The 16,317-nt window shown below is 70.1% G+C and carries 14 protein-coding genes; 9 read left to right on the top strand and 5 right to left on the bottom strand.

Translation table 11 applies throughout. The annotated features are described in order from the left end of the window. Positions 1-71 precede the first annotated feature (71 nt). Entirely contained in the window at positions 72-1,526 is a 1,455-nt protein-coding gene (locus tag R0146_RS13160; RefSeq protein WP_411567155.1) for an amino acid permease, read from the bottom strand. A 174-nt stretch (positions 1,527-1,700) separates the two neighbouring features. Between R0146_RS13160 and R0146_RS13155 the strand changes: the two genes are divergently transcribed. From R0146_RS13155 to R0146_RS13135, 5 genes are all read left to right on the top strand, one after another. Further along, a complete protein-coding gene (locus R0146_RS13155; protein ID WP_317690306.1) occupies positions 1,701-2,930 on the top strand; it encodes a hypothetical protein in 1,230 nt (409 codons plus the stop codon). Between the two features lie 65 nt (positions 2,931-2,995). After that, on the top strand, positions 2,996-3,274 hold the full coding sequence (locus tag R0146_RS13150; protein WP_317690305.1) for a DUF4342 domain-containing protein: 279 nt from the start codon (positions 2,996-2,998) through the stop codon (positions 3,272-3,274). A 134-nt stretch (positions 3,275-3,408) separates the two neighbouring features. Beyond that, complete coding sequence (locus R0146_RS13145; protein WP_317690304.1) at positions 3,409-4,887, top strand: MFS transporter; 1,479 nt, start codon at positions 3,409-3,411, stop codon at positions 4,885-4,887. Between the two features lie 159 nt (positions 4,888-5,046). Beyond that, positions 5,047-5,742: a TetR/AcrR family transcriptional regulator gene (locus R0146_RS13140; protein WP_317690303.1), complete on the top strand. Its 696-nt coding sequence runs from the start codon at positions 5,047-5,049 to the stop codon at positions 5,740-5,742. A gap of 25 nt (positions 5,743-5,767) precedes the next feature. Then, positions 5,768-6,457: an alpha/beta hydrolase family protein gene (locus R0146_RS13135; RefSeq protein WP_317690302.1), complete on the top strand. Its 690-nt coding sequence runs from the start codon at positions 5,768-5,770 to the stop codon at positions 6,455-6,457. Here the strand turns inward: R0146_RS13135 and R0146_RS13130 are convergent. Beyond that, positions 6,420-8,597, bottom strand: a complete 2,178-nt coding sequence (locus R0146_RS13130; protein ID WP_317690301.1) for an ATP-dependent DNA ligase — start codon at positions 8,595-8,597, stop codon at positions 6,420-6,422. The two genes, R0146_RS13135 and R0146_RS13130, sit on opposite strands and share 38 nt — an antisense overlap. 181 nt (positions 8,598-8,778) lie before the next feature. Here R0146_RS13130 and R0146_RS13125 point away from each other — a divergent pair, with 181 nt between their 5' ends. From R0146_RS13125 to R0146_RS13115, 3 genes are read left to right on the top strand one after another with little or no spacing between them, the layout of a single operon-like run. Further along, complete coding sequence (locus R0146_RS13125; protein ID WP_317690300.1) at positions 8,779-9,861, top strand: sugar ABC transporter substrate-binding protein; 1,083 nt, start codon at positions 8,779-8,781, stop codon at positions 9,859-9,861. 27 nt (positions 9,862-9,888) lie between these two features. Further along, entirely contained in the window at positions 9,889-10,695 is an 807-nt protein-coding gene (locus R0146_RS13120; RefSeq protein ID WP_317690299.1) for an ATP-binding cassette domain-containing protein, read from the top strand. Continuing rightward, positions 10,692-12,014 (top strand): sugar ABC transporter permease, encoded by a 1,323-nt coding sequence (locus R0146_RS13115; protein WP_317690298.1) that lies wholly within the window; start codon positions 10,692-10,694, stop codon positions 12,012-12,014. Before R0146_RS13120 ends, R0146_RS13115 begins: the two co-directional genes overlap by 4 nt. A gap of 181 nt (positions 12,015-12,195) precedes the next feature. Here the strand turns inward: R0146_RS13115 and R0146_RS13110 are convergent, their stop codons facing one another. The 3 genes from R0146_RS13110 to R0146_RS13100 all read right to left on the bottom strand — a co-directional run bounded on the left by R0146_RS13110 (position 12,196) and on the right by R0146_RS13100 (position 15,086). Beyond that, entirely contained in the window at positions 12,196-12,522 is a 327-nt protein-coding gene (locus R0146_RS13110; RefSeq protein WP_317690297.1) for a hypothetical protein, read from the bottom strand. Between the two features lie 20 nt (positions 12,523-12,542). Continuing rightward, positions 12,543-13,925 carry a YeiH family protein gene (locus R0146_RS13105; RefSeq protein WP_317690296.1) on the bottom strand — a complete coding sequence of 461 codons (1,383 nt, stop codon included), beginning with the start codon at positions 13,923-13,925 and terminating at the stop codon, positions 12,543-12,545. Positions 13,926-14,225: 300 nt separating this feature from the next. Beyond that, the gene (locus tag R0146_RS13100; protein WP_317690295.1) at positions 14,226-15,086 is read right to left on the bottom strand and encodes a L,D-transpeptidase family protein; all 861 of its coding nucleotides are present in this window, start codon (positions 15,084-15,086) and stop codon (positions 14,226-14,228) included. A 262-nt stretch (positions 15,087-15,348) separates the two neighbouring features. Between R0146_RS13100 and R0146_RS13095 the strand changes: the two genes are divergently transcribed. Further along, a complete protein-coding gene (locus tag R0146_RS13095) occupies positions 15,349-16,317 on the top strand; it encodes a potassium channel family protein (RefSeq protein WP_317690294.1) in 969 nt (322 codons plus the stop codon).

Below are 16,317 nucleotides of genomic sequence, written 5' to 3'. Positions count from 1 at the left end.
GCCCAGGCGGAACCCCGGCCTGGGCCCCGAGGGGCCGCCGGCCCCGGACGGACCTTCCCTGTCGACTCCGTTCACCCCTGGGCCTCCTCCTCCAGCTCTCCCATCGCCTGCACCCGTCGGGCGGCGCGGCGGCGGACGATCCACCAGCCGAGGGCCAGCACCACGAACCAGACCGGCGCGACGAACAGCGGCTGACGCGTCTCGGGCCGCAGTGCGAGCAGCACCACGACGAAGACGAAGAACACCAGCACCACCCACGACATCACCCGGCCCAGCGGCATCGGGAAGGGCGAGGTGATGTGCGCCTCGGGACGCACCGTGCGGTAGCGCAGGTAGCTGATCAGGATCAGGCTCCAGATCACGATGAACAGCGTCGCCGCCACCGAGGTGACCACGGTGAAGGCGCCCATCACCGACTCGTTGGCGGTGAGCACCAGGGAGGCGCCGATCAGCACCACCGAGATCCACAGGCCGGTGGCCGGCACGTCACGGGCGTTGAGGGAGCCCAGCCAGCGCGGCGCCATGCCCTTCTGGGCGAGCCCGTAGAGCATCCGGGAACTGGAGTAGATCCCCGAGTTGCAGGACGAGGCGGCGGAGGTGAGGACGACGAAGTTCATCACGCCGGCCGCGCCGCCGAAGCCGATCAGGGTGAACAGATTCACGAACGGCGAGGTGCCCGGATCGACCAGGTGCCACGGCGTGACGACCATGATCGCCGCCAACGCCAGCACGTAGAACAGCAGCACCCGCACCGGGATGGAGTTGATCGCCTTGGGCAGCGTACGCACCGGGTCCTGGGCCTCCGCGGCGGTGGCGCCGACCAGCTCGATGCCGACGAAGGCGAAGACGGCGATCTGGAAGCCGGCGAAGAAGCCGGGCAGCCCGGTCGGGAAGACCCCGCCGTGGTTCCACAGGTTCGTCACCGAGGCGTGGATGCCGTTCGCCGAGGTGAAGTGCAGCATCAGCATCGTCGCGCCGACGGCGACCAGGGCGGTGATCGCCAGCACCTTGATCAGCGCGAACCAGAACTCGATCTCGCCGAACAGGCGCACGGTGAGCAGGTTGAGCGCGAGCAGCACGACGAGGGTGAGCACGGTCAGCCCGATCGCGGCGGACAGGTCGCCGACCCAGAACTTCCAGTAGCCGGTGATGGCGACGATGTCGGCCATGCCGGTGAAGACCCAGCTCAGCCAGTAGGTCCAGCCGATGGCGAACCCGGCCCAGGGCCCCAACAGGTCGGCCGCGAAGTCCTGGAAGGACGCGTACTCCAGGTTGTGCAGCAGCAACTCGCCCATCGCCCGCATGACGAAGAACAGCATCACGCCGATGATCACGTAGACCAGCAGGATCGACGGGCCGGCCAGCGCGATCGTCCTCCCGGATCCCATGAACAGGCCGGTGCCGATCGCGCCGCCGATGGCGATCAGCTGGATGTGCCGGTTCGCGAGGTTGCGACGCAGATGGTCGTGGGCCGGCGGATCGACGCGGTCGACGGAGGTACGGGTTGGAGCTGACACATCGGTCATCGTACGGTCGGACGGGTCGTCGAGGGCGGCCGGGACCACAAGCTTCGATAGGATGCCCGGGACTCGGGCCCGCGGGGACCGGCACGGCGAGAGCCGGACGACGGCGGTCCACCGCGTTCCGTCGGGGTGGCGAACGGCTCAGCAGAGGCACGACCGAAGGGAATCGACATCGTCATGACAGCAGTGCCCGGACCGATCGACCCCGGCACGACCACCCTGCAACGTACGAGGAGCAGGACCCGGTGGTTCGGCATCTGGTTCCCCGTCACGGTGTTCCTGCTGTTCCGGCTCTACGCCGCCGTGGCGATCAGCTACCTGTCCGGGCGGCAGGTGGCGATGCCGGCCAGCACCCGCGACACCTTCATGTACGGCCCGCTGCCCGCCCACCCCGGCTACTGGAGCGTGATCACCAACTGGGACGGGCAGTGGTACCGCTACATCGCCAGCGACGGCTACGGCGGGGTGAGCCCGTCCGGCAACTCGCCGTACGAGATCTACCACACTTGGGCCTTCCCGCCGGGCTTCCCGCTGATCACCCGACTGGTGATGCAGACCGGGCTGTCCTTCCCGGTCGCCGCCACCGTGGTGAACGTGATCTGTGGCGCCGCCGCGATGATCCTGCTGTTCCGCCTGCTGGCGGACCGCAAGGGGTCCTTCTACGCGGGCGCCGGCATCGTGCTGTTCAACAGTTTCCTCACCGCCCCGCTGCTGCAGGCGGCCTACAGCGAGGCGATGGGCCTGCTGCTGCTGGTCACCGCGTTCCTGTTCCTGTCGAAGCGGCGCTACCTGTGGGCGACCGTCGCGATCGTCGCGCTCAGTCTGGTCCGCATCATCACGCCACCGTTCGGCCTGGTCGCACTGGTCCACCTGATCGCCCGCTGGCGCCACCGCACGGAGGATCCTTTCGGCTGGGGCGAGCGGATCTCCCTGACGGTCCTCGGGCTGGTCTCGGTGGCCGGCGCGATGACCTGGTCACTGACCTCCGGGCTGATCTCCAGTGTCCCCACCGGCGGCAGCTCCCGGGTCGAGGACACCAGCATCGGCGCCTGGTTCATCGGCACGTACAAGATCTTCGGCTGGTGGTTCCCCGCGCTGATCGTCGTCGCGCTGGTCGCGGCCGTCGTCATCTCGATGCTGCCGATGATGCGCGGCTGGGGCCTCGACATCCGCACCTGGTTCTGGGGCTACCCGCTGTTCCTCGCCCTGGTCACCGGGCCCAACTTCGGGCTGCTGCGTTACCTGCTGCTGTGCTTCCCGCTACTGTTCCCGGTGATCGGGTTCCTCGGCTGGGGCAAGCGCTTCGTGGTGGTCAAGGTCTCGGTCGTGGTGCTGCTCGGGCTGGTGCTCCAGTGGTGGTGGATCGGGCACCTGCTGGTGATCTACCCCGGCTCGATGATGCCATGAGACACCCGTCGGCCCGCCGCCCACATCGCCGGCCGGGACCGCCCCGGGCCTGATAGCGTCCCAGCATGGACAGACCCGGACGTACGTTCATCGAGAAGGTCGAGGTGGCCGGCGATCAGCTGGCCCGGACGATCAAGAAGCTCTACTCGGACGCCGACGCGCGCCGCGTCATCATCCGCAACGCCGAGGGCCGCGAACTGCTCAGCGTCCCGCTCACCATCGGCCTGGCCGGGGGAGCACTCGCCGTCGTCACCGCCCCGGTGCTGGCGGCGGCCGCCGCCATCGGCGGCACGTTGGCCAAGGTCCACCTCGACATCGAGCGCGAGACCCCCGACGGTGACTGACCCGGCCGCCACTGGAGCCCGCTGAGGTCAGCCCGCGGTTCCTCACGCGTGCGGCCGGGAAGCCCTTCGCCGCCAGCACACGTGATGATCGTCGTGGCCTTGCCTGCCTTCGCCGCGGCGACCGACACTGGACCGTGTCCGACCCCACTGAGTCTCCTGCCGCGTCTCCTCGCCCCGGACAGCGGACGCCCGTCGCACCGTACGCCCGCCGGTCCCGCCGCGGCCTGATCACCCTGGCCACGGTCACCCTCGGCTCGGGCATCACGATGCTCGACACCACCGTGGTGACCATCGCCCTGCCGACCATCGGACGCGAGCTCACCAGCTCCCTCGACGGCCTGCAGTGGGTGAACAACGGCCTGACCCTGTCGCTGTCCGCCCTGATCCTGGTCGGCGGCAGCCTGGGAGATCGGCTCGGCCGACGGCTGGTCTACCTGGTCGGGATCGCCTGGTTCGCCCTGGCCTCGCTCGCCTGCGCGCTGGCGCCGGCGACCGGCTGGCTGGTGGCCGCCCGGGTGCTGCAGGGCGTCGGCGCCGCCCTGCTCACCCCCGGGGCCCTGGCGATCATCCGCAGTTCCTTCCGCGAGGAGGACCAGCCGGCGGTGATCGGCACCTGGGCCGGCGTCTCGGGGATCGCCGTGGCGATCGGCCCGTTCCTCGGCGGTTGGATCCTCGACGTCCTGTCCTGGCGGTGGATCTTCCTGGCCAACCTCCCGCTGTGCGTCATCGTCGTGCTGGCCGGCTGGACGGTGGTCCCGGAGAGCCGCGACGAGGCAGCGGGCGGCCGCTTCGACCTCGCCGGCGCGGGGCTCACGTCGGTCGTGCTCGCCGCGCTGACCTGGGTCCTCATCGACGGCGCCCAGTGGCCCGCGCTGCTGGTGACCGTGGTCGCCGTGGCGATCGCGGCCGGGGTGGTGGCGTTCGTCCTGGTCGAACGCCGCGCACACTATCCGCTGGTGCCGCTGCGGCTCTTCTCCTCACGGGTCTTCACCTCGGCCAACCTGATGACCTTCCTGGTCTACGGGGCGCTCGGCGCGGTCCTGTTCTTCCTGGTGCTCCAGCTGCAGAACACGGCCGGCTTCTCGCCGCGCGACTCCGGGCTGGCCACCCTGCCGATCACCATCACCCTGATGCTGCTCTCCGCACCGATGGCGACCCTGGCACAGCGACTCGGACCGCGCCGGCCGATGACCGTCGGGCCGATGGTCGTCGCCGTCGGGGTGCTCATCCTGTCCCGGGTCGGCGCCGGCTCCGGGTGGGGGAGCGTGCTGGTCGGCACCAGCGTCTTCGGACTGGGCCTCGCCGTCCTGGTGTCACCACTGACGGCCGCGGTGCTGGGCGCCGCCCCCGAGCAGTACGCCGGTGCGGCCAGCGCGATCAACAATGCGGTGGCCCGGACCGGCGGCCTGCTTGCGATCGCGGCGCTGCCGGCGGTGGTGGGACTCTCCGGTGCGGACTACCGCGACCCGGACCTGCTCACGGCGGGCTACCGCCTCGCGACGTACGTCACCGCCGCGCTGCTGGTCCTCGGCGGCCTGGTCAGCTGGTTCGGGCTGCGTGGGACCGGGCCGGCGGCGCGCCACCGCCCGGAGGCGCCGACCCCCACGGCCTGACTACCCCTTGATCACCCCCGCGGCCTGACCCGCCCCTGCGGCCTGACTACGCCCGCGGCCTCACCGGCGTCACCCCATGGTCAAACTGTGAGCGTCGTTCACCACCCGTGTGGTGACTGTGAACCACATTCACTCATCGCCCCGACTAGAGTGAACGCCATGCACAGTTCGTCGGCGACGTCATGGCCCGCCCTCGGAGCGCTCTGGGGGATCGGCGGAGACGCTCCGGGCCCCAAGCGGCGCTACACCGTGGCGGAGGTCGCCCGGGCCGGCATCCGCGTCGCCGACGCGCAGGGCCTGTCCGGACTGACCCTGCAGGTCGTCGGCAGGGAACTGGGCCTCACCACCACCGCCCTCTACCGCTATGTGGACTCCAAGGAGACCCTGCTGGAGCTGATGGCCGACGTCGCGCTGGGCCCGGCACCCGGACTCACCGGGGCGCTGGCCGATCGGATCCACGACTGGTGCGACGCGCGCTGGCGGGTGCTGCAGGCCCATCGGTGGCTGGCGGACCTGCCGATCCGGACGACACCGCGCGGCCCCGACGGCATCGCCTGGCAGGAGTCGCTGGTGTCAGGACTGGCTGACGTCGGCGTCGGTGATCCGGTCGGCGTGGCCCGGCTGCTGACGATCATGGTGCACGGGCACGCCGCCGCCGGGGGCGCGGAGGATGCCTCGACGGATCCGCCGACCTGGTGGGCGGCGACCGTGGAGCGTACGGCGCCGACCACCACGGAACTGGCCCGCCGCCGCACCGACCGCGCCGAGGACGACCTCGCTGGGGCGGTCGAGCGGCTGATCGCCTCGCTCGTGATCGAGTCGGCGTACGGGCTGCGCCCGCCCGGCGTACGCTGATCGGTCGATCCCGGGAGGAGACCGGATGACCACCCTCGACATCGACACCCCTCGGGGCCCGGGACGGCTCGTCCTCGACGAGGCCGCCGAGCCGCGGGCGATCCTGCTGCTCGGCCACGGCGCCGGCGGCGGGATCGACACGTTCGACCTCGCCGCGCTCGCCGACGCCCTGCCGCCCGGCGGCATCACGGTCGCCCGCTTCGAGCAGCCGTGGCGGACCGCCGGCCGGCGCGTCGCCGGGGCGGCCGGCGGACTCGACGAGGCGTGGCGTACGGCGCTGGACGTGGCCGTCGAGCGCTGGCCGGGCCTGCCGCTGGTCGTGGGCGGGCGCAGTGCCGGCGCCCGGGTGGCCTGCCGATGTTACGCGCCGCCGGCCCGTGGGGTGGTGGCGCTGTCCTTCCCGCTGCATCCGCCCGGCCGGCCCGCCGCCTCACGGGTCGCCGAACTGGCCGCGGTGCCCGGTCCGGTGCTGGTGGTGCAGGGGACACGCGACCCGTTCGGGCATCCCGCCGAGCTGCGCGCCGCGCTGGCGGACGTCCGGGCGGACGCGCCGGTGACGATCACCGAGATCGAGGGCGCGGTGCACGGTCTCGGGCCGACCCGCAAGGCCGACGACCCGGCCGACCGGGCTCGGTCGATCACCGCACCGGTGGCCCGGTTCGTCCTCGACCTGGCGCTCAGGCCAGGCCCAGGATCGCCCCCAGGTCGTAGCTGACCGGCTCCTCCAGCTGGGCGAAGGTGCACGAGGTGGGCGTACGGTCCTCTCGCCAACGGACCCACTGGGCGGTGTGCCGGAAGCGTGGTCCCTCCATGTGGTCGTAGCGCACCTCGACCACCCGCTCCGGGCGCAGCGGTGTGAAGGACAGGTCCTTGCGGGCGTTCCAGCGGGATCCCGCGGCCGCCATCGGGGAGCGCGGTGTCTCCTGGTCGCGGTTGTCGGGCGTGGTCTCGGCCGGCTGCTCCCACGCCCACGGATGGTCCTCGAACGTGGTCACCAGCGGCTGCAGTTCGCCGAACAGCTCCTCGCGGCGGGCCATCGGGAAGGCGCCGATCACCCCGACGTGGTGCAGCGTGCCCTCCTCGTCGTAGAGACCGAGCAACAGCGACCCGACCGCGTCGGTGCGGTCCTTGTACAGCCGGTAGCCGGCGACGACGCAGTCGGCCGTACGGTCGTGCTTGTACTTGAACATCACCCGCTTGTCCTCCTGGTACAGCAGATCCAGCGGCTTGGCGACCACCCCGTCGAGCCCCGCCCCCTCGAACTCGTCGAACCAGCGGGCCGCCAGGTCACGGTCCCGGGTGGCCGGGGTGAGGTGGATCGGCGGCCGGGCGCCGGCGAGTGCCTCCTCCAGCGCCGCCCGGCGCTCGGCGAAGGGCCGTACGGTGTAGTCGACCGACCCCAATGCCAGCAGGTCGAACGCCACGAAGCTGGCCGGTGTCGCCGCGGCAAGCTTGCGCACCCGGGACGCGGCGGGGTGGATGCGCTGCTGGAGCAGGTCGAAGTCGAGCCGGTCGCCGGTGCTCGGGTCGATCATCACGATCTCGCCGTCGATGCAAGAGTGGTCGGGGAAGTTCGCGATCACCGCCTCGACCAGCTCCGGGAAGTAGCGGGTCATCGGCCGTTCGTTGCGGCTGCCGATCTCCACCCGGTCCCCGGAGCGCCAGATGATCGAGCGGAAACCGTCCCACTTCGGCTCGTAGAGCACCTCGCCGCGGGGGAGCTGCTTCACCGGCTTGGCCAGCATCGGACCGTACGGGGGCACGATCGGCGTCCCCCACTCGGCATCCCGCTCCGCCTTGGGCGCCAGATAGTCGGCGTCGGGCCGGTCGGTGCGCCGCTTGCTCGGTGGCACCCTCGGTGGCTCGCCGGGCATCTTGGGGTAGTCCGGTGGGAAGTTCAGCTCGCCGAGTCCGCGGGCCAGATCCGCCTCCCAGAGCGCCAGCGCGCCGGCGACGTCCCCGACATGGTCGTCGATGTCGGACCACGGGCACGGCCGGTCGGCGAGCAGATCGGGGACCGTACGGACGGTGAAGTCCGTCGGCGTGGCGTCGGCCAGCTCGGCCCAGGTCAGCGGGGTCGAGACGGTGGCGTCCGGCCGCGGGCGGGGGCTGTAGGCGGCGGCGATCGTACGATCCCGATTGGCCTGGTTGAAGTCGACGAAGATCCGCTCGCCGCGTTCCTCCTTCCACCAGGAGGTGGTGACCAGGTCGGGCAGCCGCCGCTCGAGCTCCCGGGCGATCCCGATCACCCCGTGGCGGACCTGCTGGAACTCGTGGGTCGGCGCGATCCGGGCGTAGACGTGCACGCCCCGGTTGCCGGAGGTCTTGGCGTACGCGGTGAGACCGACCTCGGCCATCACCTCGCGCAGCGCCACCGCTGCCTCGACGGCGTCCCGGAAGCCCCGGCCGGGCTGGGGATCCAGGTCGATCCGCAGTTCGTCGGGATCGTCGAGGTCCGCGGTCCGCACCGGCCACGGGTGGAAGGTGATCGTGCCGACCTGCGCAGCCCAGGCGAGCGCGGCCGGCTCGTCGAACACCAGCTGGTCGTGGCGGCGTCGCGACGGATAGGTGCAGGTGACCCGGCGGAGGAACTCGGGAGTGCCCTGGGGCGGCCGCTTGGAGAAGAACTCCTCGCCCTCGATTCCCTCGGGGAAGCGCTGCAGCGTCATCGGCCGGTCGCCGTTGAGCCGCAGGAATGGCTCGGCGACCGTCAGCAGGTAGTCGGCCAGGTCGCGCTTCGTGAACCCGGTGCCGCCGGGGCCGGCGGCGGGCCACAACACCTTGCCCGGACTGGTCAGGGTGATCTCGCGGACGCCGCTGGGGCCGGGGACCGACAGGACCGTCGTCTCGCTCATGAGGTCAGCCTAATCTGACCCGTCGCCGGTCGCAGTCCCGCGACACGACCGGCGAATCCCGCGCCACGCCGTGCCGGATAACGGATTGTGTCGTTTTCGCCACATTCCGCACGAAGGTCCATAGAGTGGAACGGTGCGGCGGCAACGAGGCCGTCCGCCATCCCCGGATTGAGGAGTTCGAATGAACAATCGACTCACCCGACTGGCGGCTGTGGGGTTGGCCGCCGGGTTGTCCCTGGCGACACTCGCTGGTTGCGGTGGCAACCAGGCCACCCCCGGTGCCAGCACTCCGGCCGGCGGCAGTGCGGCGAAGATCGCCCTGCTGCTGCCGGAGACGAAGACGACCCGCTACGAGACCTTCGACAAGCCGTACTTCGAAGAGGCGCTGAAGACCGAGTGCGCGAACTGCACCCTGATCTACAACAACGCCAACCAGGACGCCGCCAGGCAGCAGCAACAGGCCGAATCCGCGATGACCCAGGGCGCCAAGGTACTGGTGCTGGACGCGGTCGACGGCAAGTCGGCGGTCACCATCGTCAACCAGGCCAAGGCCAAGGGCGTGAAGGTGATCGCGTACGACCGCTTCGTCGCCGGCTCGGACTACTACGTCTCGTTCGACAACCAGCAGGTCGGCAAGCTGCAGGGGACCACCCTGGTGGACATCCTGCACAAGGCGGGCAAGACCTCCGGCGACCTGGTGATGGTCAACGGTGCGCCGACCGATGCGAACGCGGCCGACTTCAAGAAGGGCGCCCACAGTGTCCTCGACACCGCGGGGTTCACCATCAAGGCCGAGTACGACACTCCCGACTGGAGCCCGGACAAGGCACAGGCGTTCATGGAGAGCCAGCTGACGACTGTCAAGCCGAACCTGGTCGGCGTGTACGCCGCCAATGACGGCACCGCCGGTGGTGTGATCACCGCCCTGAAGGCCGGCGGCGTCTCCCCGATCGTCCCGGTGACCGGCCAGGATGCCGAACTCACCGGCATCCAGCGGATCCTCGCCGGAGACCAGGCGATGACCGTCTACAAGGCGATCAAGCCGCAGGCCCAGGACGCGGCCAAGAACGCCGCGTTGCTCGCCGCGGGCAAGCCCGCCGCTTCCTCGTCCACCCAGGAAGGAGTCCCGGCGACGCTGCTCACCCCGGTCGCGGTGACCAAGACCAACATCAAGGACACCGTCGTCAAGGACGGCTTCTACACGGTCGCGCAGATCTGCACGACGCAGTACGCCGACGCCTGCAAGGCAGCAGGACTCCAGTAGCCGACCGGATCACAGGAGCAGACGACCATGACCACCACCTCCCCGCCCGAGGTCCTGTCGATGACGGGCATCGCGAAGCGGTTCGGCGCCGTGCAGGCGCTCAGTGACATCGAGTTCCATGCCAGGGCGGGCGAGGTGGTGGCCCTCGTCGGTGACAACGGTGCCGGGAAATCGACACTGATCAAGGCGATCGCCGGCGTCCACCTCGCCGACGAGGGCCACATCTTCTTCAACGGCGAAGAAGTGCACATCCACTCGCCGGCCCAGGCGCAGAAACTCGGCATCGCCACCGTCCACCAGGACCTGGCACTGTGTGACAACCTCGACGTCGTCTCCAACCTCTTCCTCGGCAGCGAGGTCACCCACGCCTCGGTGCTGGACGAGGTGGCGATGGAGAAGCGGTCCTGGGGGCTGCTGCGTGAGTTGAGCGCCAAGATCCCCTCGGTCCGCATCGCGGTGGCCAGCCTGTCCGGCGGCCAGCGCCAGACCGTGGCGATCGCCCGCGCCCTGCTCGGCGAGCCACGCTTGGTGATGCTCGACGAGCCCACCGCCGCCCTCGGCGTCGCCCAGACCGCGGAAGTGCTCAACCTGATCCGCCGGCTGCGGGACCGCGGCCTGGCGGTGATCCTGATCAGCCACAACATGGCCGACGTGATGGCGGTCGCCGACCGGGTCGTCGTGCTGCGGCTGGGTCGCAACAACGGCGAGTACCGGGTGGCCGACACGACGGTCGAACAGATCGTCGCGGCCATCACCGGTGCCGTCAACAACATGCGCCCGGACGCCGGCGGCGAACCCGGCAATGCCGCGCCCCAGGAAGGGAGCCAGCGATGAGCACCGAGAAGTCGGGACCGGCCAGGCCGGCGGGGCCGCGGCGTGCGTCCCGCAGGGATCTCGCCGAGATGCCGGGGGAGCTCCCGCCGGCCATCCCGCCGGCCGACCTGCAGGACGAACGCCTCATCCAGGAAGAGGGCATCGCGGGCTGGGTGAAGGCCCAGGGCCTGCGGCTCCGCGGTGGCGACGTCGGTTCGCTGCCGGTGGTCATCGGCCTGGTGCTGATCTGGGTCATCTTCTCGATCCTGGCGCCGGCGTTCATCTCGGCGCAGAACCTGGTCAACCTGATGATCCAGCTGGTGCCGATCGGCGTCCTGTCGCTGGGCATCATCTTCGTCCTGCTGCTGGGCGAGATCGACCTGTCGGTCGGGTCGGTGTCGGGCCTCACCGCCGCCGTGGTGGCCGTGACGTTCGTCAACACCGGCCTGCCGCTGCTCGTCGCAGTGCTGCTCGCGGTGCTCTCCGGCACCGTGATCGGCCTGGTGTACGGGGTGGTGTTCAATCGGTTCGGAGTGCCGAGCTTCGTCATCACGCTGGCCGGCCTGCTCGCCTTCCTCGGCGTTCAGCTCCTCGTGCTGGGCAACCAGGGCACCGTCAACATCCCGTTCGACTCCGCCCTGGTGCAGTTCGCCAACGGCACGTTCCTACCCGCCTGGTTGAGCTACCTGCTGGCGGTCCTGGCCGCCCTGGTCAGCCTGGCGGCCGGGCTCAACACCAACCGCCACCGCAGTGTCGCCGGGCTGTCCACCGTGCCGGTGAGCATCGTGGTCACGAGAGCGGTGCTGCTGGCCGCGGTGCTCGCCGTGATCACCCTCGTCCTGGACCGCGACCGTGGCGTGCCGCTGATGTTCGTGCTGTTCGTGGTCGTGATCGCGATCATGGACTTCGTCATCCGGCGCACCAAGTGGGGCCGTACGATCATGGCCGTCGGTGGCAACATCGAGGCGGCACGACGGGCCGGCATCAACGTCCGCCGGGTCTACCTGACGGTGTTCATGACCTGTTCGAGCTTCGCCGCGCTCGGCGGTGTCCTCTTCGCCGCTCGCCTGGCGGCAGCGAACCAGAGCACCGGCACCGGTGACGTGAACCTGAACGCGATCGCTGCGGCGGTGATCGGCGGGACCAGCCTCTTCGGTGGACGCGGCTCGGCCTACTCTGCACTGCTGGGCATCTTCGTCATCCAGTCGATCAGCAACGGCCTGGACCTGCTGGACCTCAACTCGGCCATCCGGTTCATCATCACCGGCCTGGTCACCCTGCTGGCCGTGATCATCGACTCGACCACCCGCCGGCGCCGGGCGGCATCCGGCCGCGCCTGATCTGTCGGGCGCCTGATCTGTCGGGCGGTCGACCGACAGGTGGCGTACGGCTGAGCCACGCGGCCCCCGACGGTCTGCTGACCGCGAGCGAACGTACGGCCCCTCGTCGCACCTCACCGGTGTGGCGAGGGGCCGTACGGCGTGCTGGGCTGTCACGACTGACCGGGTGTCCCCACGACCGCTACACCATGCCCCACATGCGTGAGTACTCGACGTCGACGCGATACTCCCGTGGCAATGCGCCCGCCGCGCGCAGGATCGTCTCGACCCGGCCCAGCTCGGCGGCGTACGTGGACAGTTCCACCATGCGTCGGGTGTGGCGGACCTGCAGGTCGGGGACCGCGTCGGCCAGGGCCCGGACGACCGCCTCCGTGCGGTCGATTCGCGCCCGTGCCGCCGCAAGGTCGCGGAGCAGCCCGGCGGGATCCGCGGTGCCATGCCCGACGCCGCCGGGGAGGTCGAGGGTGACGATGATCCGGGCCCGGCAGACCGTGTTGTCGGGTCTCATGGCGGTGGACGTCCTCTTGCTCAGAGCGAGGACCAGAAGCCGGCGAGTACACCGGCCGACAGCCCGAAGCCCAACAGGATGTTGACCACCGCACCCGCACTGAAAGCCGCCAGCGGACGCCAGCCCACCGAGGTCAGATCGCGGAACCGGGTGGTGAGACCGATCGACAGGAAGGTGAGGGTGAACACCCAGGTCCTGATGTCCTTGATCGGGTTGATCACGTCGGTGGTGACCGCGGCCGAGCCGGCTGTTCCCACCGCGAGGATCAACACGGTCAGCACGATCGAGCCCACGAAGAAGCCGAGGACGAACTTCGGGAACCGGTGCCAGATCTGGGCGACATCGACCCGGGGCCGCGGCGCGCCGGCAGCCGCAGCATCCCGCCGATCCCAGTAGGTGATGGCGATCACGGCGAGGATCAGGCTCCAGATGCCGATGAAGATGTCCCGCCCGACCACCTTGACCAGGGTGAACGCGGCCAACCCTTGCTCCCCGAAGGCGCTGGCCGCGGTGATACCGGCGGCGTCGGCGAACTCCGAGGACCCGATCCAGGCGCCGGCCACCCCGGGATGGAGACCGAGGGCCTTCGCGATGGCGGTCAGCAGGAAGATCGCAGCCACCGCCCAGACCACGACGAGCGAGATGGTGACCGAGACCTGTTCCTTCTTCGCCTTGACCGACGAGCCGACGGCGATGGAGGCCGACACGCCACAGATCGATCCGCCGGCACCGAGGGTCGCGGCGAAACGCTGGTCGAGACCGAGCAGCCGGGTGCCGACGACGTAGATCACCAGAAACGTCGCCAGCGCGATCACCGTGGCCTGGACGAAGGCGACCGGGCCGGCCTTCACGATGAGGGTGAAGGGGAGTGTTGCCCCGAGCAGCACGATGCCCACCTTCACATAGAGCTCGGTGCGCAGGGCGGAGTCGAGCCAGGCCGGGGCGGGGGCGAGGTTGCCGACCAGCAGGCCCACCACCAGGGCGACCAGGGGCGCCTCGAGGTTGTAGGCGCTCGCCCATGACCAGGTGGCAACGATGGTGATGACCACCGCGCCCAGGAAGAGGGCGGTGAACCCGGCGACGAAGTGCGCCGTACGGATCCGGAGGAACTGTGCGACCAGGGTGAACAGCGCGCCGAGGACGACATAGAGGGCGACGATGGTGACGGCATGACCACCGAGCTGGGCGCCCAGCGCCGGGAACGAACTCCACTTCGCGATCTGCGGGGCGATCGCCGCGATGCTGCCGCCCAGCGCCCACAGCAGGACGCTGAGGACGACGAGGAAAAGGCCCACCCACACCGACCACCAGTCTTCACTGCGCAGCAGCGGCGAACGACTGTCGGAGCCGACCGGACGGTCGTCCGTGGCAGCGGCAGTGGGCAGGTCGGACGGGTGGGGCATGGCTCTTCCTTTCGGGCAAGACACTCCGCGCGGACCGGGCGAGCCCCTGCGTCACCCCGGAACGGGCACGAGGAGCGAGGCCGGCGTCGGACGAGGCCATCATTGCGCGTCCCGGAGGTCACGTCCGTCCCGGGGGAGCCCCGACGGTCATGTCCTCGGGAGACGTCCGTCACGACTCCGGGGGTCACCGCCATGTCCTCGGTCACCGCGCCACGACAAAGGAGAACGTGTCGCGGCAGCGCCTGCCCCAGCAACCCTCAAGTCTCAACCCTCAACCTCAGGTTGAGGTGTCGGTCGAGGTCAGCGGTAGACGATCACCTTGTCGCCGACGCGCACCTGGCTGTAGAGGGTGGCGATGCCGTTGTAGTCGCGGACATTGACACAGCCGTGCGACGACCCGTTGTAGCCGCGTGCGGCGAAGTCGGAGGAGTAGTGCACCGCCTGACCGCCGGAGAAGAACATCGAGTACGGCATCGGGGTGTGATAGAGCGTCGAGACCCAGTCCCGGGACTTCCACTCCACCTGGAACGAGCCCTCACGAGTGGGGGTCAGCTCCGAGCCGAACCGTACGTCCATCCGTAGCTGGGGCTGGCCGTCCACCACCCACACCAGCTTGCGGGTGGACTTGCTGATGCAGATGGCCCGACCGGTCAGACACCGCGGGTCGAGCCCGGCCGTGCTGGTCCCGCGGCCCGACGAGCTGTCGGCGAGCTCAGCAGCCGTGGGCGTGTGGGTCATCGCCCGCAGCCGATCCTGGGTGGTCTGGTCGACCGCACCGGTGACCGGCAGACCACGCTTGGTCTGGAAGCCCTTGACCGCCGTGACGGTCGCGTCACCGTAGTAGCCGGTGACGGACCCGGAGAACCAGCCGATCTGCTTGAGCCGGGCCTGCAGGTCACGGACCTGCTGACCGGAGTCGCCGCGCTCCAGGATCGCCGGTCCGGCGGTCGGTCGCGGCGAGGGAGTGGCCCCGGTGGGGGTGGGCGACGGTGTCGGGGCCGACGCGGACGGCGACGGAGACGGAGAGAGCGCGGACGCGGTGGCTGTCGGCTCGGCGGTGGCACCCGGTGAGGCCGTCCGGGACGGCGTACATCCCGTCACGAGCAGTGCGGCCACAGCCACAGTGGCAAGTGCGGCACGCGCGCGGGCGGCGATCCCCATGTCAGAGTCCTTCGGCAGGTGGCGTCACGCCACGGTGTGAGACGTCCGGATGACCCCAGCATGGCACGGGTGTCGGCGCTGGACGTCGACCGTACGACGGCGATTCGATAACGTCGCCGGGACGCCGCCGCCCGCCGTGGGGACGGCGCCCGCCGGCTCGCTGATGTCGACACGGCACGGGCTGCGAAGGCCCTGTGTCATAGGATCGCGGCCATGGAGAAGCGCCCCCGGGGGGAGCGTCACCCGCGACCCGGCGGTGCGGGTGATCGTGGTGTGGGTCGGCATCATGGCGGTGGTCACCCTGGTCGGGTCGCTGGGCTTCTACTGGTCGCAGCCCGACTGGACCTTCTTCGAGAGCCTCTACATGGCGGTCAACGTGCTCGCCACGGTGGGCTTCAGCGGCGAACACCCGATGGACCCGGTCGGCAAGATCTGGACGATCGTGCTGTCCTTCGTCTCGGTGGGCGTCGTCTTCGGGACCGTCGGCGTGATGGCCGACGCACTGATGCAACGGGCGATGACCGGAACGAGGAGGGCCAGGCGGATGCAGAAGCGAGTTGACCGACTCAGCGGTCACTACATCGTCTGCGGGTACGGGCGGGTCGGGTCGATGGTGGTCCGCGAGCTGCTGGAGGCCGGACACGAGGTGGTGGTGGTCGACGTCGACCAGGCCTCCACCACCCGGGCCGCGGAGGCCGGCATCCCGATCGTCCCGGGCAGCGCCACCGCCGACGAGACCCTGGTGAGCGCCGGGGTGGAGCGGGCCAGTGGCCTGGTCACCTGCGTCGACTCCGATCCGGACAATGTCTTCGTCGTCCTGACCGCCCGCTCGCTCAATCCCGGCCTCTTCATCGTGGGCCGCGCGAGTTCCACGGAAGGCATCGCCAAGCTGCAGCAGGCCGGCGCCGACCGGGCCGTGTCGCCGTACGTGATGGGTGGACGTCGGATGGCCCAGCTCGCCGTACGTCCCGCAGTCGTCGACTTCATCGACGCCGCGATGTCCAACACGGAACTGGACTTCTCCATCGAGGAGGTGCAGGTCGTCCCGTCGAGCCGGCTCGTCGGGACGACGGTGGGTGCCCTGCGTGCCCGTGGCATCTTCACCCTGGCGATCATCGAGGAATCACGCCGCTACGACCACCGGCCCTCCGATGATCGCCGCATCGACGCGGGCGATCATCTGATCGTGTCGGGGACCAGCGAGACGCTGCGCGCCATCGACCAGGCCTGA

The organism is Raineyella sp. LH-20 (assembly GCF_033110965.1).
Classification (GTDB): Bacteria; Actinomycetota; Actinomycetes; order Propionibacteriales; family Propionibacteriaceae; genus Raineyella.
The sequence above is the reverse complement of the archived record's forward strand: the minus strand, read 5'-3'. Positions and strand labels throughout refer to the sequence as shown.

Coding starts and splice junctions, on each gene's coding strand:
- R0146_RS13160 (WP_411567155.1), bottom strand. CDS start 1,526: ATGACCGATGTGTCAGCTCCAACCCGTACCTCCGTCGACCGCGTCGAT.
- R0146_RS13155 (WP_317690306.1), top strand. CDS start 1,701: ATGACAGCAGTGCCCGGACCGATCGACCCCGGCACGACCACCCTGCAA.
- R0146_RS13150 (WP_317690305.1), top strand. CDS start 2,996: ATGGACAGACCCGGACGTACGTTCATCGAGAAGGTCGAGGTGGCCGGC.
- R0146_RS13140 (WP_317690303.1), top strand. CDS start 5,047: ATGCACAGTTCGTCGGCGACGTCATGGCCCGCCCTCGGAGCGCTCTGG.
- R0146_RS13135 (WP_317690302.1), top strand. CDS start 5,768: ATGACCACCCTCGACATCGACACCCCTCGGGGCCCGGGACGGCTCGTC.
- R0146_RS13130 (WP_317690301.1), bottom strand. CDS start 8,597: ATGAGCGAGACGACGGTCCTGTCGGTCCCCGGCCCCAGCGGCGTCCGC.
- R0146_RS13125 (WP_317690300.1), top strand. CDS start 8,779: ATGAACAATCGACTCACCCGACTGGCGGCTGTGGGGTTGGCCGCCGGG.
- R0146_RS13120 (WP_317690299.1), top strand. CDS start 9,889: ATGACCACCACCTCCCCGCCCGAGGTCCTGTCGATGACGGGCATCGCG.
- R0146_RS13115 (WP_317690298.1), top strand. CDS start 10,692: ATGAGCACCGAGAAGTCGGGACCGGCCAGGCCGGCGGGGCCGCGGCGT.
- R0146_RS13110 (WP_317690297.1), bottom strand. CDS start 12,522: ATGAGACCCGACAACACGGTCTGCCGGGCCCGGATCATCGTCACCCTC.
- R0146_RS13105 (WP_317690296.1), bottom strand. CDS start 13,925: ATGCCCCACCCGTCCGACCTGCCCACTGCCGCTGCCACGGACGACCGT.
- R0146_RS13100 (WP_317690295.1), bottom strand. CDS start 15,086: ATGGGGATCGCCGCCCGCGCGCGTGCCGCACTTGCCACTGTGGCTGTG.